The organism is Amycolatopsis sp. Hca4, from assembly GCF_013364075.1.
Taxonomy (GTDB): Bacteria; Actinomycetota; Actinomycetes; order Mycobacteriales; family Pseudonocardiaceae; genus Amycolatopsis.
In genome coordinates this window covers 5,992,116-6,014,574 of the sequence record NZ_CP054925.1, presented here as the reverse complement: position 1 = coordinate 6,014,574, position 22,459 = coordinate 5,992,116, and the positions used below count along the sequence as shown (strand labels likewise).

19 protein-coding genes and 1 pseudogene are annotated in these 22,459 nt (G+C 72.8%); 13 read left to right on the top strand and 7 right to left on the bottom strand.

What is annotated here, in order from left to right; genetic code table 11:
• Positions 1-4: 4 nt before the first annotated feature.
• Positions 5-1,528, bottom strand: coding sequence for an ATP-binding protein (locus tag HUT10_RS26700; RefSeq protein ID WP_176173715.1), 1,524 nt, complete (start codon positions 1,526-1,528; stop codon positions 5-7).
• A 404-nt stretch (positions 1,529-1,932) separates the two neighbouring features.
• On the opposite strand from HUT10_RS26700, the gene HUT10_RS26695 reads away from it, so the two are divergent.
• Positions 1,933-2,289, top strand: a complete 357-nt coding sequence (locus HUT10_RS26695; protein WP_176173714.1) for a hypothetical protein — start codon at positions 1,933-1,935, stop codon at positions 2,287-2,289.
• A 45-nt stretch (positions 2,290-2,334) separates the two neighbouring features.
• On the opposite strand, the gene HUT10_RS26690 is transcribed toward HUT10_RS26695, so the two are convergent.
• Positions 2,335-3,507 (bottom strand): homogentisate 1,2-dioxygenase, encoded by a 1,173-nt coding sequence (locus HUT10_RS26690; protein ID WP_176173713.1) that lies wholly within the window; start codon positions 3,505-3,507, stop codon positions 2,335-2,337.
• Positions 3,508-3,592: 85 nt separating this feature from the next.
• Between HUT10_RS26690 and HUT10_RS26685 the strand changes: the two genes are divergently transcribed.
• Together HUT10_RS26685 and HUT10_RS26680 are read left to right on the top strand one after the other, a co-directional pair.
• Positions 3,593-4,447 (top strand): hypothetical protein, encoded by an 855-nt coding sequence (locus HUT10_RS26685; RefSeq protein WP_303247031.1) that lies wholly within the window; start codon positions 3,593-3,595, stop codon positions 4,445-4,447.
• Positions 4,444-5,088: an IclR family transcriptional regulator gene (locus tag HUT10_RS26680; protein ID WP_176173711.1), complete on the top strand. Its 645-nt coding sequence runs from the start codon at positions 4,444-4,446 to the stop codon at positions 5,086-5,088. The genes HUT10_RS26685 and HUT10_RS26680 overlap by 4 nt, the downstream gene beginning before the upstream one ends.
• On the opposite strand, the gene HUT10_RS26675 is transcribed toward HUT10_RS26680, so the two are convergent.
• Entirely contained in the window at positions 5,085-5,750 is a 666-nt protein-coding gene (locus HUT10_RS26675) for a DUF998 domain-containing protein (protein WP_176173710.1), read from the bottom strand. The two genes, HUT10_RS26680 and HUT10_RS26675, sit on opposite strands and share 4 nt — an antisense overlap.
• A 56-nt stretch (positions 5,751-5,806) precedes the next feature.
• Complete coding sequence (locus tag HUT10_RS26670; RefSeq protein ID WP_176178017.1) at positions 5,807-6,394, bottom strand: TMEM165/GDT1 family protein; 588 nt, start codon at positions 6,392-6,394, stop codon at positions 5,807-5,809.
• Between the two features lie 187 nt (positions 6,395-6,581).
• Here HUT10_RS26670 and HUT10_RS26665 point away from each other — a divergent pair, with 187 nt between their 5' ends.
• From HUT10_RS26665 to HUT10_RS26640, 6 genes and pseudogenes are all read left to right on the top strand, one after another.
• Positions 6,582-7,541: a S41 family peptidase gene (locus tag HUT10_RS26665; protein ID WP_176173709.1), complete on the top strand. Its 960-nt coding sequence runs from the start codon at positions 6,582-6,584 to the stop codon at positions 7,539-7,541.
• Positions 7,542-7,620: 79 nt separating this feature from the next.
• Positions 7,621-9,096, top strand: a complete 1,476-nt coding sequence (locus HUT10_RS26660; protein ID WP_176173708.1) for a cytochrome ubiquinol oxidase subunit I — start codon at positions 7,621-7,623, stop codon at positions 9,094-9,096.
• A 105-nt stretch (positions 9,097-9,201) separates the two neighbouring features.
• A complete protein-coding gene (cydB, locus tag HUT10_RS26655; protein WP_176173707.1) occupies positions 9,202-10,209 on the top strand; it encodes a cytochrome d ubiquinol oxidase subunit II in 1,008 nt (335 codons plus the stop codon).
• Positions 10,206-13,424 carry a thiol reductant ABC exporter subunit CydD gene (gene cydD / locus HUT10_RS26650; RefSeq protein ID WP_217709645.1) on the top strand — a complete coding sequence of 1,073 codons (3,219 nt, stop codon included), beginning with the start codon at positions 10,206-10,208 and terminating at the stop codon, positions 13,422-13,424. The genes cydB and cydD overlap by 4 nt, the downstream gene beginning before the upstream one ends.
• Positions 13,425-13,483: 59 nt before the next feature.
• Positions 13,484-13,687, top strand: a pseudogene (locus tag HUT10_RS26645) (sensor histidine kinase); the annotation flags it as partial.
• A 405-nt stretch (positions 13,688-14,092) separates the two neighbouring features.
• Positions 14,093-15,022: a histidine kinase gene (locus HUT10_RS26640; protein ID WP_176178015.1), complete on the top strand. Its 930-nt coding sequence runs from the start codon at positions 14,093-14,095 to the stop codon at positions 15,020-15,022.
• Between the two features lie 207 nt (positions 15,023-15,229).
• Here HUT10_RS26640 and HUT10_RS26635 read toward each other — a convergent pair whose 3' ends face one another.
• Positions 15,230-15,856 carry a response regulator transcription factor gene (locus HUT10_RS26635; protein ID WP_043788689.1) on the bottom strand — a complete coding sequence of 209 codons (627 nt, stop codon included), beginning with the start codon at positions 15,854-15,856 and terminating at the stop codon, positions 15,230-15,232.
• Positions 15,857-16,140: 284 nt separating this feature from the next.
• Here HUT10_RS26635 and HUT10_RS26630 point away from each other — a divergent pair, with 284 nt between their 5' ends.
• Positions 16,141-16,608, top strand: coding sequence for an excalibur calcium-binding domain-containing protein (locus tag HUT10_RS26630; RefSeq protein ID WP_176173706.1), 468 nt, complete (start codon positions 16,141-16,143; stop codon positions 16,606-16,608).
• Positions 16,605-17,255 carry a class F sortase gene (locus HUT10_RS26625; RefSeq protein ID WP_176173705.1) on the top strand — a complete coding sequence of 217 codons (651 nt, stop codon included), beginning with the start codon at positions 16,605-16,607 and terminating at the stop codon, positions 17,253-17,255. The genes HUT10_RS26630 and HUT10_RS26625 overlap by 4 nt, the downstream gene beginning before the upstream one ends.
• Here the strand turns inward: HUT10_RS26625 and HUT10_RS26620 are convergent.
• Positions 17,225-19,498: a helicase-associated domain-containing protein gene (locus HUT10_RS26620; RefSeq protein WP_176173704.1), complete on the bottom strand. Its 2,274-nt coding sequence runs from the start codon at positions 19,496-19,498 to the stop codon at positions 17,225-17,227. The genes HUT10_RS26625 and HUT10_RS26620 overlap by 31 nt on opposite strands.
• Before the next feature lie 14 nt (positions 19,499-19,512).
• Positions 19,513-20,310, bottom strand: a complete 798-nt coding sequence (locus HUT10_RS26615) for a thermonuclease family protein (protein WP_176173703.1) — start codon at positions 20,308-20,310, stop codon at positions 19,513-19,515.
• Between the two features lie 191 nt (positions 20,311-20,501).
• On the opposite strand from HUT10_RS26615, the gene HUT10_RS26610 reads away from it, so the two are divergent.
• A complete protein-coding gene (locus HUT10_RS26610; RefSeq protein WP_176173702.1) occupies positions 20,502-21,881 on the top strand; it encodes a 3'-5' exonuclease in 1,380 nt (459 codons plus the stop codon).
• A 10-nt stretch (positions 21,882-21,891) separates the two neighbouring features.
• Positions 21,892-22,443 carry an AAA family ATPase gene (locus tag HUT10_RS26605; RefSeq protein ID WP_176173701.1) on the top strand — a complete coding sequence of 184 codons (552 nt, stop codon included), beginning with the start codon at positions 21,892-21,894 and terminating at the stop codon, positions 22,441-22,443.
• The last annotated feature ends 16 nt before the right edge of the window (positions 22,444-22,459 follow it).

Below are 22,459 nucleotides of genomic sequence, written 5' to 3'. Positions count from 1 at the left end.
GTCATTATCCGGCGACGGGCGGGTGGCCGGAGGCGCGTTGCCGAACCGTTGCCGCCGGAAACCGCCCTCCGTCGGCGCGCCGACGGTAAAATTGCCGCCGGCGCATTTCGTTCACCTGCTCGGTAAACGGGGTGGTCGAAATCCTCGAAAAACCGCCGCGTCGACGGCGGAAAATCGCCGTTGCCGTCGACGCCGCGCCGAGCAACGCGGTCAGTGTGGTCGCCACGGAAAGCCGTCGCCGTCGCCGGGTCGCCGATTCTTCGGCGGCCCGCAGGCCGGCGCTCGCCTGGAGGAACCGGCGTTCCGGCGGGTTCGGCCGCGCGTCGGACCGCTTTGCCCAAGCCAGCGCTTCGTCGAGGTGGCGGCCGCGATAAAGAACGGCGGAATCCCGGTCCGCGGTTTCCCACAATCCGGCGGCCTCGGTGAGCCGCCGGTGGACGCGCAGGGCGTCCCGGTCCGCCGCCAGCCAGCCCCGCAGCCGGGGCCAGCCGTCGATCACCCCGTCGTGCGCGAGGTCCAGTCCCGTCCGGCCGGCGGTGACCACCCTGGCCCGGACGAACTGCGCGACCACCGGCGTTACGCCGAGTTCGGCGTACGGGACGTGCCGCCGGGTGTCGGGCGTGCCGTCGCCGAAACCGACCAGGCGCAGGAACAGGCTCCTGGCCTCGTCCTGCTCCGCCGGCGAGAGCCGGCGGAAGACCGCTTCGGCCGCGCCGGCCACGGCCGCGGTGATCCCGCCGGTGGCCTCGTACGCGGCGAGGGCGAGCGTGACGCCCTGGGTGGCCTGCCAGGTCCGGCGCAGGGCTTCGGTGGCGAACGGCAGCGCGCCCGGCTGCCGCGCCACCTCGGCCATCAGGGTTGCGACCAGGGCGTTCTCCAGTCCCCGGCCGGCTTCGGCGGCGGGCCGGACGAGCGCGGCCCGCACCTGGCCCGCGGTCAGCGGCGCCAGCGGGATCACCGCGTTCCGGGCCGGTTCCGCCAGTGCGGGGTGCCGCGCGCAGGCGTCCGCGAAGTCCGCGCGCAGGCCGACGACCACCCGCACCGGGGCCTGCGCCGCCCGCGCCAGCGCGGCGAAGAACCACGCCCGCTCGGGCGCCTCGGCGGTGAAGACCTCCTCGAACTGGTCGATCACCAGCAGGAACTCGGCGTCCGGCGGCAGCGCCTGCCGGATCCGCAGGTGCAGGTGGCCCGGGTCGGCGGCGAGTTCGGCGCGCAGCCGGACGGCCGGGGTCCCGGTGAGCGCCGCCAAGCGGGCCGCGCACTCCTCCAACGGCCGCCGGCCCGGCCGCAGGACCACCGCGGGCTCCCGGACGGCCGGGACGAGGCCCGCGCGCAGCACCGACGTCACGCCGCTGCCGGACGGGCCCGAGACGACCAGGAACCGGGCCCCGGCCAGCCGGTTCCGCAGCAGGTCGACGACGTCCTCACGGCCGAAGAACCGGCCTGCGTCCCCGGCGCCGAACGCGGCCGGGCCCGGGTACGGCGGCTCCGCGGCGGCCCCGGCGGCCGCGCGTCTTCGCTCGCTCAATTTCGCGGCGGCTTCGTGCCACCTTCTGTCCCATTCGGCGACCGGCCCGTCGCAGGCGCGCACATATGCCAGTGCGACCGCGCGCGTCGGCAGTTTCCGGCCGCCTGCGGCGTCGGACAATGTCCCCGCCGAGTAATGCGCTCGTTTTCCCAGTTGCCGATATGGCGGACGACCCGCCTTCTCCCGCAATCGCCGCAAATCCGCGGCGAACTGTGACAACACCTCGTCGTCCGTATCAATCGGACGTTCCCCACGCGGCATTACGCCACCCCCCCTAGGCGCAATCCATTGTTCGCAGATTGTCGTTCGCTGTCCAGTGAGCCGGACAGGACAACCCCAACGCACTAGACCGGGACGTGGCCGGATCGACCGGTCCGGCCGACGGGGGAACACTGGAGGGATCGATGGACAGCACCACGATGAAGCGGGCCGGGGCCGCCGTGCTCGGCGCGGGCGCGCTGGCCGCCGCCGGGCTGCTCGGGGCCGGCACGGCCTCGGCCGCCGACCTGCCCAAGGGCACGCACTCGGCGGTCAGCGGGCAGGCGACGACCGACCACGTGCAGAGCTGGGTGACCACGTTCTACGACGGTTCGCGCTGGGAGGCCAACGTGCGGGTCGACTACGGCCGCACCGGCGCCTGGACGCACTGCTCGGACGGCGCGGACATCTACGGGCCGGCGCAGGGGCCGGGTTACTGGATCTTCGGTGGCAACTGCTACGGCCACGGGACGATCACCAACTACGGCTGGTACGACGCCTGATCGGACGGGCCCTCCCTCGCACGCGCGGGGGAGGGCCCGGTCCCGTCAGCTCTTCGGCCCGCGGCGCGACCACGTCCAGGCGTAGCCGGGGTCTTCGGACGCGTCGGCGGCCTCGCCGAGCTCCAGCGGCGCGAACGTGTCGACCATGACCGCGGTCTCGTCGAAGAACTCCGCGCCGATCGACGCCTCCGCCGCGCCCGGCTGCGGGCCGTGCGTGAAGCCGGACGGGTGCAGTGAGAGCGAGCCGATCCCGATCCCCGAGCCCTTGCGGGCCTCGTAGTTGCCGCGCACGTAGAACATCAGCTCGTCGGAGTCGACGTTCGCGTGGTTGTACGGCACCGGGATCGAGTCCTCGTGGTAGTCGACCTTCCGCGGGCAGAAGGAGCAGACCACGAAGTTCGGGCCCTCGAACGTCTGGTGCACGGGCGGCGGCTGGTGCACGCGGCCGGTGATCGGCTCGAAGTCGTCGATGTTGAACACCCACGGGTAGAGGCAGCCGTCCCAGCCGACGACGTCGAACGGGTGCGTCGCGTAGGTGTAGCGGGTCAGCCCGGCGCGGTGCCGGACGAGCACCTCGACGTCCTCGCCGTCCTCCAGCAGCGGCTCCTCCGGCCCGCGGATGTCGCGCTCGCAGTACGGCGAGTGCTCCAGGAACTGGCCCTTCGCCGACAGGTAGCGCTTCGGTGGCCCGATGTGCCCGCGTGCTTCGAGGGTGAAGAGGTTGACTTCGCCGTGGGGGACGACCCGGTAGGTGCACGACGTCGGGATCACCACGTAGTCGCCGTCACCGACCTCCAGGCGGCCGTAGATGGTCTCGAAGGTCGCGGCGCCGCCGTGGACGTAGAACAGCTCGTCACCGGCCGCGTTGCGGTACAGCGGGCTGGGTGCGGTCGCGGTGACGAACCCGATGGTGACGTCGTTGTTGCCGAACAGCCGCCGCCGGTCGGTCACCGCGTCGGCCTCGCCGCCGAACTTGAGGTCCTGGGTCTTGAACGCCCGCGGCTTGAGCGGGTGGTTCGGGGTGAGCGACCCGCGGTCCTCCTCGACCGCGACGGCGTCGACGATCGCCGTCGGCAGGCCGCGGTGGTAGAGCAGCGCGGAGTCGGCGGAGAAGCCCTCGACGCCCATCAGCTCTTCGGCGTAGAGCCCGCCGTCCGGCTTGCGGAACGCGGTGTGCCGCTTGTGCGGGATCTCGCCTACTCGCCGGTAGTAAGGCATCGACGCCCCCTTCTGACGGGTCCGTTGTGCGAACGATTTTGTCCTGATGTCGTACGCTACTAGCGTGTCAGTCGTGTCAAGCGCTGTGGAACTCACGCCCCCCGGCCCCCGTGGAATTCCTCCCCTGTTCGCGAGGCTCGTCGACGACTCGGCGCTGTTCCCTCCGGTCGGTGCGGCCATGCCCGAAGCGCTGCGTGCGCACTTCGCCAGCCGGGACTCCGAACACGCCGGTGTACTGGGGGTTTTCCTCTGCCAGGCGTCGCGGCTGCCCGAGCTCATCACCGAGCTGATCAAGATCAAGCCGAAGCAGCCGCTGCCGCTTTCGCTGATCATCGACACCGGGCTGGGCGGCGTGCCGAAGGCCATCTCGATCGTCGAGTCGCGCAGTGAGCTGCTCGCGCTCCGGATGGTCGAGATGCCCGCGCCGTCGGACGTCGACGAGGTGTGGCTCGAGCGCGTCTCGGAGTTCGTGCCCGAGGACGTCATCCGGGTCGTCGAGCCGCGGCGCGGCGTCGGCTGGCTCGACGGCGTCCGCAAGGTGATCGAGCACGGCAGCTGGCCGAAGATCCGCTGCGGCGGGCAGGCGGGCGAGAACTTCCCCAGCGTCGACGAGGTGGCGGACTTCCTCGCCGTCGTCAGCGGCTCCAGCGGGGCGTCGTTCAAGGCGACGAACAGCCTGCACCGCGCGGTCCGGCACACCGACCCGGACACCGGGTTCGTGCACCACGGCTTCCTGAACCTGCTCGTGGCCTCGGCGCGCAGCCTCGCGGGCGGCGACGTCCGGGGTGCGCTGGAGTCGACGGACGCCCAGGCGCTGGCCGACGAGGCCCGTGCGCTGTCCGAGCCGGCCGCGAAGGCCGTGCGGGCGCTCTTCGCGTCCTACGCGGCGGCGACGTTCGAGGAGCCGGTCTCCGACCTGGGCGAACTCGGCTTGCTGTGACCAGCCGGGAGGGGTCGCTGACGCTCGACCGGGGCTTGGCGCTGCTGCAGGCGGTCGCCGACGCCGGCGGTGACGCGGCGACCATCTCCGAGCTGGCCGTCGCCATCGGGGCCAGCCGCGCGGCCGTCTACCGGCTGCTCGTGCCGCTGTCCGAGCGCGGCCTGGTCTGGCGCGACGGCACGAAGGTCCGGCTCGGCGTCGGGCTGCTCCGGCTGGCCGGGCAGGTGCTGCCGCAGCTGCGGGACGCGGCCGGCCCGGTGCTGCGCGAGCTGGCCGAGAAGGTCGGCGCGACCGCGCACCTGTCGGTCGCCCAGGGGACGCAAGCGCTTGCGGTGGCCGTCGTCGAGCCGTCCTGGACGAGCTTCCACGTCGCCTACCGGGTGGGCAGCCGGCACTCGCTGACCGCCGGGGCGGCGGGTAAGGCGATGAGCCTGCGGCCGGGCGGCAGCGGCTGGGTGACGTCGACGGGTGAGCTCGAGGCGGGCGCGTCCGGTGTCGCGGCGCCGGTGCGCGGGGTGCCGGGGCTGCGGGCGAGCGTCGGTGTCGTCTCGATGGAGCCGCTGAAGGCCGCCGAGGTCGGCCCGCAGGTCGTCGCGGCCGCCGGCCGGCTGGCCGACATCCTCAAGACGGACGGCTCCTAGCGCCGCGAGACCGCCAGCAGCGGCCGGACCATCGTCAGCAGCAGGGCGACGTCGACGGTGAACAGCAGGCGCTCGAACAGGCCGAGGGTGACGTCCTGCCGGGCCGGGCCGAGGACGAGGGTCAGCACGAACCCGGCGAGCACCACGCCGACGCTGGTGAAACTCGCCGTGGCCAGCCGCCGGATCGTCGTCCGGCGGGGTTCCCACGGGCAGCGCTCGCGGCCCTTCTTCGTCAGCACGAGCGCCGCCGCGGGCAGCGCGACGAACGCCGTCAGCGCGGCGAGGTTGTGGACCTGCCCGGCGAGCGAACGCGCCTGGCCGTCCGGGTCGACCGGCACCAGCCCGCACACCAGCAGCCCGGCCGACCAGACGCCGAGCAGCACGCAGACGGCGGTGGTGCCGGGGCGGTGGGCCTTCGCGATGCCGGCGAGGAGAGCGACCGAGCCGAACGACAGGGCCAGGCACATCACGCTGAACAACGGCGCGGCCGAGGACGTGCCGAGCTTGCCGTAGACGTACTCCGACAGCGTCTGCCAGACCGGGCTGACCTGCCCGGACAGCCGCAGGTGCAGGTCGATCGAGATGGCCACGGCGAGGCCGATGCCGCCGAGGGCGATCCGGCCGTGCAGCGGCGAGACCGCGCGCGTCTTCGGCGAGTTCACCTGGTGCTCTCCCTTTCGTTCCCGAAAGGTTACCGGGTGAACCTGTGAGGCAGTGGTCAGAAAGCGAGCTGGAGCAGGGCGAACGCGGCGAACCCGGCGAACACGAACCCGGCGCAGCGCTGGATCAGCTTCGGCTTGATCCGGCTGCGGATCTTCCCGCCGATGAACACGGCGAGCCCGGCGACCACGACCAGCGCGGCGAAAGCACCGACGCCGACGGCGACCGGGTTGCCGATGCGGGCGGCCAGGCTGGCCGTCGCGAGCTGGGAGGCGTCACCCCATTCGGCGGCGAAGAGCACGCCGAACGACGTCATCGCGGAGCGGAAGAAGGTCTGCGGAGAGGGGCCGGTGCGCGAAGCGTCTTCGCCTGCTTCGTCGGCTTCGCTGAACCCCTCGCGGAGGAGCATGAAAGCGCCGAGGCCGAACATCGCGGCGACGACGAGGGAAAGGACGAGGTCAGGCAACAACGTCAGGATGCTGCCGAACGCGACCGCTATGACGCATTGCACGGCGAACGCGGCGCACACCCCGGCAAAAACCGGCCAGCCGCGGAAACGGGTGGTCAGCACCAGGGTCGCGACGAGCGTCTTGTCCGGCAGCTCCACGGCGAGGACCAGGCCGAACGCGCTGATCAACGCCACCATGGCGGTAGTCATGAGATTTCTTTCGCCCCTTTCACTGCAACGATAAAGGGGCGTTCAGCCGAACCGCAAGCTGATGGCTTGCGCGAAATTGCCTGATCGGCGGCCATGAATTTGACAACTCGGGGCGGCACACAATTTTCTTCGGTACGCCGAATTTCCGGTTGTGGCCTGCGGTAGGTTCACCGGCATGGGGTCACTGGCACGTGCCGAGCAGGTAGCAGAGGTCATCCGACGGCTGGAAGCGCACTACGTCTTCCCGGACGTCGCCGTGAAGGTCGCGAAGGTGGTGCGCGCACGCCTGGACGAAGGCGCGTACGCGGACCTCGGCGAGGAGGAATTGGCGACGGCCGTCACAGCCGACCTGCAGTCGGTGAACGGCGACAAGCACCTGCGGCTGCGGCACCACGTCGACCCGGTCGCCGTCGACGGTGACGCGGAGCACGCGTCCGAGACCTTCCGGCGTGCGGGCGAGCTGGAGAACTTCGGGGTCGCGGCGGTCCGGCGGCTGCCGGGCAACGTCGGCTACCTCGACACGACCATGCTCTACCCGATCGACCTCGCGGCCCCGGCCTTCTCGGCGGCGATGACGCTGGTCGCGCCGGCCGACGCGCTGCTGATCGACGTCCGGCGCAACCGCGGTGGCGACCCGGAGACCAGCGCGTTCCTGCAGAGCTACCTCGTCGACGAGCGGACCCACTACCTCGACTTCTACGAGCGCGACGCCGACCGCGTCACCCAGATGTGGACGCTGCCGTACGTCCCGGGGCCGAAGTTCGGCGGCACCAAGCCGATCTGGGTGCTCACCGGCCCGGTGACGTTCTCCGGTGGCGAGGACCTGGCCTTCTCGCTGCAGCGGCAGGGTCGCGCGAAGACCGTCGGCGAAGTTACGCGCGGCGGCGCGCACCCCTGCGACCGGTACAAAGTGGACACCCACCTGGACGTGACCGTCCCGATCGCCCGGTCGTACGACCCGGAGACGGGGGAGAACTGGGAGGGCGTCGGCGTGACGCCGGACATCCCGGCCGCCGCGGACAAGGCCTTCGACACCGCGTACGCGCTGGCCCTCCGGCACGTCCTCGAGCTGGGCGAAGAGGGCCCGCGGCGGGTCGTGGCCGAGGAGGCGCGGGAGGCGCTCGACCAGCTGTAGTCACCCGGGACGTTGGTCCCGCCGCGAACGGGACCAGTTGATCTGGCCGCCTCCCCGGGCCCGGAGCACGCTGGACCACGTGGAGGTCCTTGAGCTAGCGCGGTGGCAGTTCGGCATCACCACCGTCTACCACTTCCTGATGGTCCCGCTGACCATCGGGCTGTCGATCCTGGTCGCGGCGATGCAGACCCGCTGGGTCCGCACCGGCGAGCTGCGGCACCTGAAGATGACGAAGTTCTGGGGCAAGCTCCTGCTGGTCAACTTCGCGATGGGCGTGGTGACCGGGATCGTGCAGGAGTTCCAGTTCGGGATGAACTGGAGCGCGTACTCCCGCTTCGTCGGCGACGTCTTCGGAGCGCCGCTGGCGATGGAAGGGCTCGTCGCGTTCTTCGTCGAGTCGACGTTCCTCGGCCTGTGGATCTTCGGCTGGGACCGGCTGCCGAAGAAGGTCCACCTGGCCTGCGCTTGGGCGTTTTCGCTGGCCACGATGGCCTCGGCGTACTTCATCCTGGCCGCCAACTCGTGGATGCAGCACCCGGTGGGCGTGACGTTCGAGAACGGCAAGCCGACCATGAACTCGATCTGGGCGGTGCTGACGAACAACACGGCCCTGGCCGCGATCCCGCACACCCTGGCCGGCGCGTTCTCGGTGGCGGCGGCGTTCCTGGTCGGCGTCGCGGGCTGGCACCTGTGGCGGCGCGGCGACCACGAAGACGTCTGGCGCTCCTCGCTGCGTCTCGGCGGCTGGGTCGGCGTCGCGGCCTTCGCGGTGCTGGCGATCACCGGCGACGCCCAGGGCAAGCTGATGTTCGAGCAGCAGCCGATGAAGATGGCCTCGGCGGAAGCGCTGTGCCACACCGAACAGCCGGCGAGCTTCTCGATCATCGCGATCGGGGACGTCTCGGGCGCGAACTGCGAAGACGTCAAGACGTTCAACGTGCCCGCGCTGCTGTCGTTCCTGGCGCACAACGACTTCTCCACCGAGGTCAAGGGTGTGGAGAACCTGGTCACGGAGTACCAGGCCAAGTACGGCACGAACTACCCGGACGACCCGGCGCTGGGCTCGCTGGCCGGCAAACCGATCGACTACGTGCCCAACCTGCCGGTGACGTACTGGGGCTTCCGGATGATGATCGGCTTCGGCGCGGTCTCGGCGGGCATCGGCGTCCTGGCGCTGTGGCTGACCCGGCGCGGCCGGGTCCCCGGCGGCCGCTGGTTCCCCTGGCTGGTCCTCGGTGGCATCGCGACGCCGTTCCTCGGCAACAGCGCGGGCTGGATCTTCACCGAGATGGGGCGTCAGCCGTTCGTGGTGGTGCCCAACCCGACGGGCGTGGACGGCGTGTGGATGTTCACCGCCCAGGCGGTCTCGCGGCTGACGACGGGCGAGGTGTGGACGTCGCTGATCGCGCTGACCACGGTGTACGCCGCCCTCGGCGTGGTCGAGGTGTACCTGATGCGCAAGTACGTCCGTGGTGGCGTCGACGCGGTCATGCCTCCCGAGAAGCCGAAGGATTCCGACAAACCGGGCGAGGACACCCTCGCCTTCGCCTACTGAGGTGCTGACGATGAGTGTCGATGTGACCACTCTGGCGAGTTACCCACAGCCCGTCTGTGGACAACTCCGCCCGCTGTGGATAACTCAGGGCCACGGAGGCGTGCGATGACCCTGGAAATCGCCTGGTTCGTCGTGATCGCCTTCTTCTGGCTCGGCTACCTCTTCCTCGAAGGCTTCGACTTCGGCGTCGGCATGCTGCTGCCGGTGCTCGGCCGGGACAACACCGAGCGCCGCGTCATGGTCAACACCATCGGGCCGGTCTGGGACGGCAACGAGGTCTGGCTCATCGTCGCCGGCGGGGCCATGTTCGCCGCCTTCCCGGCCTGGTACGCCGGGCTGTTCTCGGCCGCCTACCTGCCGTTGCTGCTCGTGCTGCTCGCCCTCATCGGCCGCGGCGTCGCCTTCGAGTACCGCGGGAAGGTGGACTCCGACCGCTGGCGGCGCAACTGGGACCGGGTGATCGTGCTCGGCTCGTGGATCCCGCCGCTGGGTGTCGGGCTGATCCTCGCCACCACCGTCCTCGGCCTGCCGCTGGACGCCCAGGGCAACCGCGCCGGCTCCGCGTTCGCCGCCATCCGCTGGGACACCCTGCTCGGCGCGCTCGCGATCGCCGCCTTCTCGATCGCCCACGGCGCCGCGTTCCTCGCCCTCAAGACCAGCGGTGACCTGCGGGAACGCGCGCGCACCCTGGCGCTGCGGCTGCTGCCGGTCGCGATGGTGCCGATGGTCGCGTTCCTCTCGGTCGTCCAGTGGCGTTCGGGCACGCTGTGGACGCTGCTCGCGTTCGGCATCAGCGCCGTCGCCGCGGCCACCGCTTGGCTGCGGCTGCGGGCCGACCGCGACGGGCAGGCGTTCGCCGCGCTCGGCGTGGTCATCGCCGGGGCCGCGGTGGTCATGTTCGGGTCGCTGTTCCCGAACGTCCTGCCGTCGACGGCCGACGTCGCCAACACGCTGACCATCGAGGGTGCCGCGTCGAGCCCGTACACGCTGACGGTGATGACGTGGGTCGCCGTCTTCGGTGCCCCCGCCGTGCTGATCTACCAGGGCTGGACGTACTGGGTGTTCCGCAAGCGCATCGGCACCCAGCACATCCCGGCGGTCCACGCACCATGAGCGAACTTCCCGGGCGCGCAACCCTTCTCGCCTCGGAGTCCACAGTGGACTCGGCGCGGCCGGGAAAGGGCCCGCTCGGCGCATTGCCGGCCCTGGTGCCGTCCGTGCGCCGAGCGCTGGCCCTGGTGGCTGTCCTGTCGTTCGTCAACGCCGCCGCGCTGGTGGCGCAGGCGTTCCTGCTCGCCGACGTCCTCGCGGCGATCGTCGGAGCAGGGTCCGGGGGACGCACCGCCCAGCTGGCCGTGCTGCTCGCGCTCGTCGCGACGCGCGCGCTGACCGGCTGGGCGGTGCGCACGGTCTCCGCCCGCGCCGCCGCCACGGCGCACCGCGAGCTGCGGGCCAAGGCCGTCGACCACGTCCTGCGCCTGGGTCCCGAGTGGATCGCCCGGCGCGGCCACGGCGAGCTGACCGCGCTCACCACCCGCGGCCTCGACGCGCTCGACGCCTACTTCCGCGAGTACCTGCCCGCGCTGGTGACGGCGGCCGTCGTGCCCCTCGGCGCCGGCGCGGCGATCCTGTTCGCCGACTGGCCCTCCGGCGTGATCGTCGCGCTGACCGTGCCGCTGCTGCCGGTGTTCGCCATCCTCGTCGGCAAGTACACCGCCGACCGCGTCGCCGGCGCGACCGATGCCACGCACCGGATGTCCGAGCGGCTCCTCGAACTCGTGCGCGTGCTGCCGGTGCTGACCGCGTTCCGCCGCGCCGCGGCCCAGGCCGAGACCGTCCGGCGGCTGTCCGAACGCCACCGCCGCGCGACGCTCAAGACGTTGAAGGTGGCCTTCTCCTCGGCGTTCGTGCTGGAACTGGTCGCGACGCTGTCGGTGGCGCTCGTCGCGGTGGTGATCGGTGTCCGGCTCGCCGGCGGCCACCTGCCGCTGGCCATCGGGCTCGGTGTGCTGATCCTGGCGCCGGAGTGCTACCAGCCGCTGCGCGCGGTCGGCGCCGCGTTCCACGCCAGCGAGGACGGCGTCGAAGCGGTCCGGCGCGTCGCCGACCTGCTGGCGATCCCGGCGCCCGCTGCGGGAACCGCGGTCCCTTCGCGGGGCGAGCTGCGCGTGTCGTCCCTGCGCGTCGAGCGGCGCGGTGGGTTCGCCCCGGACGGCGAGTCGTTCACGGTCCGGCCCGGCGAGACGGTCTGGCTCCGCGCCCCGAGCGGCGGCGGTAAGTCGACGACGCTCGCGGCCGTGCTCGGCTTCGTCCCGGCGGCGGACGGCACCATCACCGCCGGCTCGACGGACCTCGCCGACGCCGACCTCGCGCGCTGGCGCGAGCAGGTCGCGTGGGTGCCGCAGTCGCCGGTGTTCACCGGCGGCACGGTCCGCGAAGAGGTGGGCTCCGCCGGTGCGGTGCTCGCCGAGCTCGGGCTGGCCGGGCTCGCCGACCGGCCGGTTTCCCAGCTGTCGCTGGGGCAGCGCCAGCGCGTGGCGGTCGCCCGCGCGCTGCACCGGGTGGAGGGTGGTGCGTGGTTGCTGCTGCTCGACGAGCCGACCGCGCACCTCGACGAAGCGAGCGCGCGCCTGGTGCTCGACGCGGTGCAGCGCGCGGTCGCCAACGGCGCCGCGGCGGTCATCGCGGCCCACGAGCGCACCGCGGCGGTCGACCTGCCCGCCGAGGCGCCGAAATCCGCGGAAGAGTCCACAGTGGACGCTCCGGGCGCGCCGCTGGGGTGGCGCACGCTCCTCGGCGGACGGCTCTTCGGTGGTGCGGCACCGGGCGCGTTGGCGCTGCTGGCCGGGGTGGCGCTGACGGCGACGTCCGGCTGGCTCATCGCCAAGGCGTCCCAGCAGCCGCCGATCCTGACGTTGACGGTGGCGGTGGTGGGCGTCCGCGCGTTCGGCCTCGGCCGCGCGGGGTTGCGGTACGTCGAACGGCTCGTCACGCACGACGCCGCGTTCCGCATCGCCGGCCGCGTCCGCGTGCGGCTGTGGAACTCGCTGGTCCGCCTCGGGCCGGCGCGCGGCCTGCGTGCGGGAGAGGGGCAGCGCCGGCTGGTCGGCGACGTCGACACCGTGCGCGACCTGCTGCCGCGCGTGGTCTCGCCGCCGCTGGTGGTGGCCCTGGTCGCGGCGGGGGCGATCGCCGTGCAGGCGTGGGTGCTGCCGTCGGCGGGCTGGACGCTCGCGGCGGCGGTGGCGCTGGGGCTGTGCGCCCCGTGGATCGCGCTGAAGGTGGAGCGCCGGGCGACGTCGGCCCTGGCGGCCGGTCGCCGTGAGGTGGCCACCCGAGTCTTGACGATCTTCGAAGCGGCGGCCGAGCTGCTGGCGTTCGGCCGGGCGGATGACCACCGCCGGGCCCTCGCCGACGCGGACACCCGGTTGGTGACGCAGGCCCGCCGGCAGGCGTTCGGCGCGGGAGCGGCCGAGGCCCTGGTGACGCTGGCCTGCGGAGCGGCGGCGGTCATCAGCACGGCCCTCGCGGCCCAAGCGGTCACCGCCGGCCGGCTCGACCCGGTCCTGGCGCCGCTGCTGGCCTTGGTCCCGCTCGCGCTGGCGGAGGTGCTCGCGCTGCTCCCGCCGGTGGCGCAGCACTGGGACACGGTGCAGCGGGCGCGTCGCCGCCTCGCCGACGTGCCGGCACCGCCATCGCCGTTGCTCGGGACGGCCGTGGCGCTCCGGGGCGTGGACCTGGGCTGGCCGGGCGGGCCGGTGGTGCTGCACGACGTCGACGTGAACCTGCGGCCGGGCACGTACGCGGCGGTGGTCGGCCCGAGCGGAGCGGGCAAGTCGACGCTGGTCGCGGCGTTGCTGGGCTTCCTCCCGCCGCGGCGGGGCGTGGTCGAGGTGCCGGCGGAGGTGGCGTGGGCCCCGCAGGAGCCCCTGCTGGCGGCGACGACGATCGCCGAGAACCTGCGCTTGGCCCGCCCGGCGGCAACGGAGGAGGAACTGCGCGCGGCGTTGAGCGCCGCGGCCCTTCCCGAGCTGCCGACGGAAACGCTGCTCGGCAGCGGCGGCAGCGGCCTCTCCGGCGGCCAGGCGCAGCGGGTGGCGCTCGCGCGGGCGTTGCTCGGAGCTCCGTCGGCTGGGCTGGTGTTGCTGGACGAGCCCACGGCGCACCTCGACTCGGCGACGGCCCGGGAGGTCCGTGCGAACCTGCGGGAGGCGCTGGCGGGCCGGACGGTGCTGCACGTGACGCACACGGCGGAGGAGGCGGCGGAAGCGGACGTGGTCCTCGAGATCCGCGACGGCCGGGTCGTCACGCGGGTGCCGGTCCCGTGATCGGTTCCTGCGGAGCCCTCGGCGGGCAGGCACAGCCGCGCGCGATAATGACGGGACTCATGGACCCGACGCTTGCCGCACGAGCACTGTCCGCGGCCACCGAGATCACGAGCACCGCCCTGTCCGGCGACGACCCGGGAGCGGTGCTGGACACGGTCGTGGCCAGGGCGGCGGAGCTCGCGGACGCCGACCTGGGCCTGGCCATGGTCAGCACCGAGGACGGCAGGGTAGTGGTCGAGGCGGCGCACTACGCCACCAGCGAGCCACCGCGAACAGCGGATGCCACCGCCGCCGCAGGCAACACCGCTCCGGCGGCCGATGCGCACCCGGGCGACTCCGGTGGCCCGGAGTCCGGCGAGCGCACAGACCACCCGGCGGCGGTTGATTCGCACCCGGCCGACTTCACCCGCGCAGCTGGCGGCCCGGAGGCCGGCGCGCTTGCGGGTCAGCCGGCCAGCTCCGCCGCCTCGGCGGCCGACTCCGCTCGCCCCTCCGGTGGCCCGGAGGTCGGTGCGCCTGCAGGTCAGCCGACCAGCTCGACCGCCTCGGCGGCCGACTCCGCCCATCCCGCCGGCAGCCCGGAGTCCGGCGCACCCGCAGGTCAGCCAGCCGATGCTCGCTCCGCCGAGGAACCGGCATCCCTCCCCGGAGCACCCACCGCCGAGTCCCTGCGCGGCCTTGCTCTGCCCGCCGACTCCGCGGCCGGCCAGGTCGCTCGCGGGGGCGAGCCCGTCTCCAGCGCGGACTTCACCGTCGATCCGCGGACCGCGCCCTACGTGCCCGCCGAGCTCCACGGCTACGGTCCCTTCGCCGCCGCTCCTTTCGGGTCCGGGGGGCGGGTTCTCGGGTCGCTCACCGTCTACCGGAAGCGGGGGCGGGAACCCTTCTCCGCCGGGACCGTCGAGATGCTCGTGGCCTTCGCCGCGCAAGCCGGGGTCGTTCTCGCTCTTGCCGAAGGCGCCAACGCCCGTCACCGCGTTGCCCTCTACGAAGAGCGGGAGCGCATTGCCCGCGAGCTCCACGACGTCATCGTCCAGCGGCTCTACGGTGCCGGGATGCAGCTGGACCGCGTCCGGCGCAACATGCGCAAGCGGTTCGCCCAAGCCGACGGCGCGCGGCTCTCCGACGCCATCGACCAGCTCGACCAGACCATCGAGGAAATCCGCGGCACCGTGCGCGCGCTGCGGTCACCGGAGCCCCGGCACGACACCGGGACGCCCACCGACCTCGCCGAATCGGCGCGGGGCGAAGTGCGCATCGCCGGGGAGCTGCTCGGCTACCCGCCGACCCTCGAGCTGTCCGGCGAATTCGCCGACATCCCCGCGGAACGCGCCGACCACATCCGGGCCGCTCTCCGCGAGGCACTGTCCAATGTGGTCCGGCATTCCGGCGCCAGTGAAACCCGCGTGACCCTCACCAGGGACTCCCGCGGCGTCAAACTCCGCGTCCGCGACAACGGTTCCGGCGTGCCCCAGGGTGTCGCCACCCGCGGCCTGCGCCACCTCGCCGAACGCGCGGACGCCGCCGGCGGGAAGTTCTTCCTGAACTCCTCGCCCAGCCTCGGCACGCTCGTCGCGTTCGACCTGCCTCTCGACTGACCATTGCTCCTGCAACTCAACCTTCTCGGGTCATCCATCCTCCCTTCCACGCCCTCGTCAATGATCTTACCGAGTCATCGAACATATATTCGACTCACCTTCGGGTGAACCTTGACCCGGAAAACGCCTGATCGAGATGGCGGACCGTGACGGGGCCTGAAAAGGACGCAGCGAACGGCGGATTGCGGCCGCAACCGTGGCGAAGGGTTACTTCTCGCGCCGAGCGATCCAAGCCGCGGCCTGGGTCCGGCGCTGCATCCCCAGCTTCGCCAGCACCGACGTGACGTAGTTCTTCACCGTCTTCTCCGCGAGGAACAACCGCTCGGCGATCTCCCGGTTCGACAGCCCCTGGCCGATCAGCTCCAGCACGTCCCGCTCCCGCTCGGTGAGCGTCGCCAGCTCGTCCGTCGGCGGGTGCCGCATCTTGTCCAGCACGCGCGCGGTGCTCACCGGGTCCAGCAGCGACCGCCCGGCCGCCACCTCGCGCACCGCGTTGACGACGTCCTGCCCGCGCACCTGCTTCAGCAGGTAGCCCGCCGCGCCGGCCATGATCGCGCCGACCATCGCCTCTTCGTCGTCGAACGCGGTAAGCATCAGGCAGGCCGGCGGGTTCGGCTTGGACCGCAGCTCGCGGCAGAGCGTGATGCCGTCGCCGTCGCCGAGGCGGACGTCGACCACCGCGACCTCCGGCTCGACGTGCATCGCCACCGCCAGGGCCTCTTCGACGCTGCTCGCCTCGGCGACGACCTCGATGTCGGGCTCGTCGCCGAGGAGGTCGCGGAGCCCGCGGCGGACCAGTTCGTGGTCGTCGACGAGCAGTACCTGGATCGGCATACCCCGAGGCTACGGGGTGTGCGGGCGCCGCGGTGGCGGCCGGTCGGCACCGTCACACGTGAATTACCTCAAAGGTGTGACCGCGTGCTCCGTAACATTCCAACGGGTATGCATTCCTGTGTCATATACCCGCAGGTCAACACCGAAACGCGAAAGAATCACGGAACCCGGCCTTCTTCGTGGAGCGCTGGCATTTCCGGAATTCCGGAATCGTCCGTAACGGCTCCGGCAAGGCTGCGATAGTAACCACGCAATCGCCCCGATTCCGCTCGGAAGGAATTCCGTTGTCCCTGTTCCGCCGTGCCCTGACGACGGCCGCCGCCGTCGCCGGGCTCGCTCTCCTCGGCCCCGCCCCGTTCGCCTCCGCCCAGCTCGCGACGCCCTTGACCGGCGATGTCGACTGCAAGAACTTCCAATACCAGGAAGAAGCCCAAGACGTCCTCGACGCCACCCCTGGCGACCCCTACCACCTGGACGAAGACAAAGACGGAATCGCCTGCGAATCACTGGCGCACCGGCCGAAACAACCGAGCACGAGCACGACGACGCAGAACCCGCCGACGGGGAAAAAGCCCGACCCGCCCAAGAAGAAGACGGACGCCCAGGTGAAGGTCAAGCCGGTCGGCGGTGTCGCCACCGGCGGCGGTGAACCGGACGAAGACGTTCCCGGTTTCCTCGTGCTCAGCGGCACGCTGCTCGCCGCGACGGTGTCCGGCGGCATGGTGCTCTACCTGCGCCGGCGGCCGAGTTGAGGCACCCGCGCCTGTGGCCGGCGGTCACGGCGGTCGTCGCCGCGCTCGGCGTGGTGCTGGCCGTGGCCCTCGTCCTCGTCCTCTCGCCGCGGGCGCCGCAGGACGTCGCCCCGCCGAGCCCGGCCGCCCCGGACCCGCCGGGCACCGCCAGCGTCGCGCGCACCCCGGCAACGACCGCCGACGGCCTCCCCGCGGCGAAACCGGCGTCGCTGACCATCCCGGCGATCGGCGTGCGGGCCGAGGGGATCAAGGACCTCGGCCTCACCCCGGAAGGCGCGCTGGAGGTGCCGGGTGACGCCACGACGGTCGGCTGGTTCACCGGCGCCCCGTCGCCGGGGGAGGCGGGCCCGGCCGTGCTGGCCGCGCACGTCGACTACAAGCACGTGCCCGGTGCCTTCTCCCGCCTGAAGGACCTGCAGCCCGGCGCGCAGGCCGAGGTCGCCCGCGCGGACGGCCGGATCGCCGTCTTCACGGTCTACCGCGTCGACCGCTACCCGAAGGCGGCGTTCCCGACCGACCAGGTCTACGGCGACACCCCGGACCCCGAACTGCGGCTCATCACCTGCGGCGGGGCGTTCGACCGGGCGAGCGGCAACTACCTCGACAACGTCGTCGCCTACGCGAGGCTCACCGCAGTCGAGGCCTGAGCCAGCTCGATCCGCGCCAGCTCCAGCCGCCGGTAGGTGCGCTCCAGGAGCGACCAGACGTCGAGGACGTCGCCGTCGAGCTCGGGGTAGGCGATGACGAGGTGCTCGCCGTCGTAGGCGACGTCGACCGGGAGCCCGGCTTCGAGCTGCCAGCAGAGCTGTTGCTGCTTCGGCGTGAGACGGCCCGCGTAGCGGTCGCTCATCGCCCGCGCGAGCTGGCCGCGCAGCAGCACCGGCCCGGTCGAAGGGGCGGCCAGCAGCCGCTCGGCGTGGCCGGCGGGATCGGCGGGGAGTTCATCCGGTTCGGGGTCGCGGACGGCGACCGTCGGCTCGGCCTGGTCGCGGGCGGGCAGCACGATGCTGCCGTCCGCGGCGTGGCGGGTCGGCGCATAACCCGCTTCGCGCAACGCCGCCAGCGTCCCCGAAGCGTCCACAGTGGACGTCAACACGGTCGGTGCCACCGCGCGCAGGCCGAGTTTGGCCAGCTTGCGGTGCGCGGCGAGCTCGGCCAGCACGGCGGGTTCGCCGACGACGACGCTGGCGACGTCGATCACCTGCGCCTCACCGTGCCGCCGCGCGACGTCGTTGACCAGGTACACCAGCGGCTGCGGCAGCTCGCCCGCGGCGATGGTGCGCAGGTCGTCGAGCAGCTCGCCGGTCGTCGCGCCCTGGTCGAACGCGCGCCGCACGGACGCGGGGGAGAACCGCCAGCTGGTCGCGGTGCCCTGGGCCTCGCGGTCGGCGACGCTGTCCAGCAACGCGGCGAGCCGGGCGTCGGGCGAGCCGGGCACGATCGCGGTGAGGTCGGTGCCGAACAACGCCGTCGTCCGCGCCCGGGACACCAGCTCGTCGGTGACGTTGACGAGCGTGTGCGGCTCGAGCAGGGCGCGCCCGGCCGCGGTCACCGCGCCGTGGGCGACCACGCCGAGCAGCTCGCATTCCCCGAGCGCGTCCCGGACGTACCCGGCGAGGTCGTCGGCCGGCAGCATCGGCGCGTGCCACCCGACGAGTCCGGTCAGCGCTTCGACGTCCGTGACGGCGTCGCCCGGGCCGAGCCGCGCCAGCAGCCGCACGATCACCTGCCGGACCAGCGCGTCGGCCTCGAAGCCCGGCGCCGCCGCGTCCCACCAGGTCGTCAGCAGCAGGCGGTAGAGCAGCGCCGGGGCGGGCCGGACGAGGTCCGGGTCCGGCGCGAGCGTGGGCGCGGGGGCCTTGTGGCCGCGGCGTGGCGGCGGTGGCTCGTCGGCGACCAGCAGGCCGGCCTGCGCGGCGAGGTCGATGGCCAGCTCGATCTCCGCGGGCGTGCCCCCGGTGTCCTTGGCGATCTTCTTGACCAGCCGGGACCCGATCGTGCCGTCCTTGAGCAGCGGCAACGGGTCCGTGGCGGCCAGGTCGAGGATCGCCGACACGCGGTCGAGCAACCGGAGCGCGGCGGCCGAGGACGCGGCTTCGGCGGCGTCGGCCTCGGTGTGGGTGACGGGGTACGGCGGTTCGTCGGGCGTGAACGGCAGCTGGTGGTCCGGGCCGCGCAGCGCGAGCGACACCTCGATCGGCATGGCCACCGTGCCGTGGAAGGTGCCGACCAGGAAGCCGTGGTCGAACGCCCAGCCCGCGGGGGCAAGGCCCTGCACCTCGGGAACGCTGTCGGCCATGTCCCGCAACAGGTTCCGCGTCTCCTCGGGCGCGGTGTCGAAGAGCGCGCGGACGGTTTCGCCGTCCCGGAAGAACTCCACGAGCCCGAGCAGGAGCTCCGCCTTCCGGCCGGTGCCCGGCAGGCCGAGAGTGCGCGACAGCTTCGCCAGCCGGCTCGTGCCGAACTCCTCGAACAGGCCGGCCAGCGGACGGCCGAGGCCCTCGGCGGCGAAGGTGTTGCGGCGCAGCGGGTCCGGCAGGCCGATGCCGTCGGTGCCCGGCAGGAGCAGGGCGCGTTCGGCCAGCTCCGCCACGGCGGCTTCGACGGTTCGGGCGTCCGTTCCGAGCAGCCGGGCCACTTCTTCGGTGGGCGCCGGCCGCCGCCCGAGCGCGTGGCACAGCTGGACGGCCCGCAGCACCTGCACCAGCGGCGCGGGCAGCCGGAGCAGCGCGGCCTCGATCGACTCGGCGGCGGCGAGCCGCGCCGCGACGACGTCCAGCCGCCGCGGCCACGGCTCCAGCAGCACGTCCGGCCGGTGGGCCAGCACCTTCGCCAGTGCGTCCTTGTCCAGGCCCGCGAGCCTGCCGAGCAGTTCGCCGGCGGTCGTCATCGGACCAGGCTAGATCACCGTTCGCAGGCGACGCCGTCACCGTCGCGGTCGAGCGCGGGCCGGTAGCCGGGTTCGCCGCGGTGCAGCGGCGCCGCACCCGCGGCCTTCGCCGCGGAGCAGTTCGCGTAGTACGCCTGCGCCGGGGCTTCTTCGGTGGTTTCCACGGGCGGCGGCGGGGGAGCCGCCTTGGTGACCGGCGCCGGCTTCGGCGTCACCACCGGAGGGGGCGCCGGCGCGGTGGTCGTCGGCGCGGGCGCGTCGATGGTTCCGCGGCACGGCGGTCCCCACAGCCCGGCGACGGCGGTCTTGGCCGCGGTTTCGGTATCGGCGAGCGCGGGCAATGAGGCGGTGGCCGCGTACTTGAGATAACCCTGCCGAATGGCCAGCGTCGCGTAGTCCTGCCCGTCGGGGAGCGTCAAGGCAATGCCCTGCGCGGTTTCCGCGCCGAGCGTGACGGCTTTGCCGGAAAGCGTCGAGGACGCCCACGCGAGCGATTCCGCCGCGTAGCAGCCGTTGCTGGCGGGAGGAGCCAGCACGCCGAGGACGTGCACCGTTTTGACGCTGCCGTCACTGCCTTTGACCACCACGGTCGCCCCGTCCGGCACGCTGCCGACGGTGTAGGTGACGGCAACCGGTGTCGGCGTCGGCGTCGCGGATGTGCTGGTCGTCGGGGGTGCCGAGGGTGCAGGAGCGGTGGCGGTGGCGAGCTTCGGCTCGGGTGCCTCGCCGAAGATCGCGCCGAGCACGAACAGGACCGTGAACGCGGCCAGGACGATCTTCAGCCAGTTCGGAAAGCGCTTCTTCGCCTGCATGCGGGATTTCCTCGTTCCTCGAGCGACCTGCCGACGGTGTACTCGGGAAATCTCCCGTCCTTGTTACGGGCGAGCTCGTGATCGACCACCAGTCGTTATCCGGCGGAATGTTGCCGTCACGATCACGTCACGAACCACGCGGCCACGCCGAAAAGCTGTCACAACGGCCGGCCGGGAAACGACCAGCGGACGTGATCGAATCCCTCCCGCTGCTCGGCGCCGGTGGCCACCCCGCCCACGGTCTCGACTTCACCGCACTGGAAATCCGGACCACCGGCCTGCGGCCGGGCCGGATCGTCGAGCTGGCCGCCGTGCGGGTCCACGCCGACGGCTCGCTGGTCGGCGAGTTCGCGACGCTGGTCGACCCCGGGCCCGGCGTGCCGCTCGGCCCGGCGTTCGTGCACGGCATCACGCGCGGCGAGCTCGACGGCGCGCCGTCGTTCGGCGAGGTGCTCGGGCCGCTGCTCGACCTGTGCGCCGGCAGCGTGGTCGTCGCGCCCGACCCCGCCTTCACCGGGGCGTTCCTCGACCGCGAAACCGGGGCGGTGGGGGTCCGGGTGCCCGCGCTGCCGGGCGTTTCGACGACGGCGGCCGCCCGGTCGGTGCTGCGGCTGCCCAACTACCGGACGGCGACCGTGGCGCACGCCCTCGGCGTGCCCACCGGGACCTCGGCCCTGTCGGCGGCGAGGACGACCGCGCGGTTGGCGACGGTCCTGTTCGGGCGCTACGGACTGACCTTCGCGACCCCACCGGTCTTCCCCGGCCTGCCGCGCTTCGCCGGTGGCCGGCTGCTGCCCCGCGCCGAGGAGCTGCCCGCCGAACCGGGGTGGATGGCCGAGGCCGTCGAGCGGATCCCCGGCAGCGGGGCCGGGAACGCCTACCTGGACCTGCTCGCCGGTGTCTTCGCCGACCAGCACCTGACGGCCGACGAGGTGACGGCACTGGCCGCGCTGGCGAGCGAGGCCGGGCTGTCGGAAGCGCACGTGCGGTCGACGCACGAGCAGTTCGTGGCCGCGCTGCGGGAAATCGCGGAACGGGACGGCGTGGTGACCGCGGCCGAAGCGCGGGAACTGCGGCAGGTGGCGACCGCGCTCGGCGTGGCAGGCGCCGCGGACCTGCGGCCGACCGACGGCGGGAAGCCGACGCGGGTGCTGGTGCTCGGCACCACCGTGGCGGCGGACCGGCTGCGGGCGCGCGTCCTCGCCGAGAGCGTCCAGCTGGCCAAGAAGCTGACCGCCAGCGTGACCCACCTGGTGGCCGACCCGACCGTGCCCGCGAACGAGCCCAGGCTGGCCCGTGCCGCCGAACTGGGCGCCGTCCTGCTCGACGTCGACGCCGCTCCGGTGGCCCTCGGCTTCGAGCCGCCGCCCGCGCCGCCGGCTGCGGCGGCGGCTGGGACGTCGAAGCTCGTCGGCGGGCGGATCATGATGGGCGTCGGGCTGCTGCTGATGTTCATCGTGGTGGTCGCGATGTTCGGCGGAACCCCGCTGGCCGGCGGGATCTTCCTGGCCGTCCTCGGGGTGGGGACGCTGCTCGGCGGCTGGTGGCTGGCCGAGCCCGCGGCGCGCTAGCCTCGGTCCGGTGCCACGACTGATCCACCTGAACGGGCCGTCCGGGATCGGGAAGTCGACGATCGCGCAGGTCTACGCCGAAGCGCATCCCGGGGTGCTGAACCTCGACACCGATCGGGTCGTCTGCCTGATCGGGGGCTGGCGGGAGACCTTCTTCCCGACCTTCAAGGCCGCGCAGCTGCTCGCCGTCGCCATGGCCGAAACGCACCTGCGGACCGGGCACGACGTCGTCATGCCGCAGCTCGCCACCCGGGTTGCCGACGTCGAACCCTTCGAGGCCGCCGCGGAAGCGTGCCGGGCCGAGTACCGGGAAATCCTGCTCACCGCCGAGAAGTCCGTCGCCTGCGGGCGGTTCGCCGAGCGGGCGGCGAACGGGGACGCCGCGACCAAGGGCGTCGACGACGTCGTGCAGGAACGCGGCGGTCCCGCGCTGGTCGGGCGGATCCACGACCAGCTCGCCGCCTACCTGCCGCAGCGGCCCGGCTGCGTCGTCGTGCCGACCGACGGGTGCGCGCCGTCGGAAACCTACGAAGCCGTGCTCGCCCACCTGCGCGCCGGCTGACGCGGTCCGGTTCACT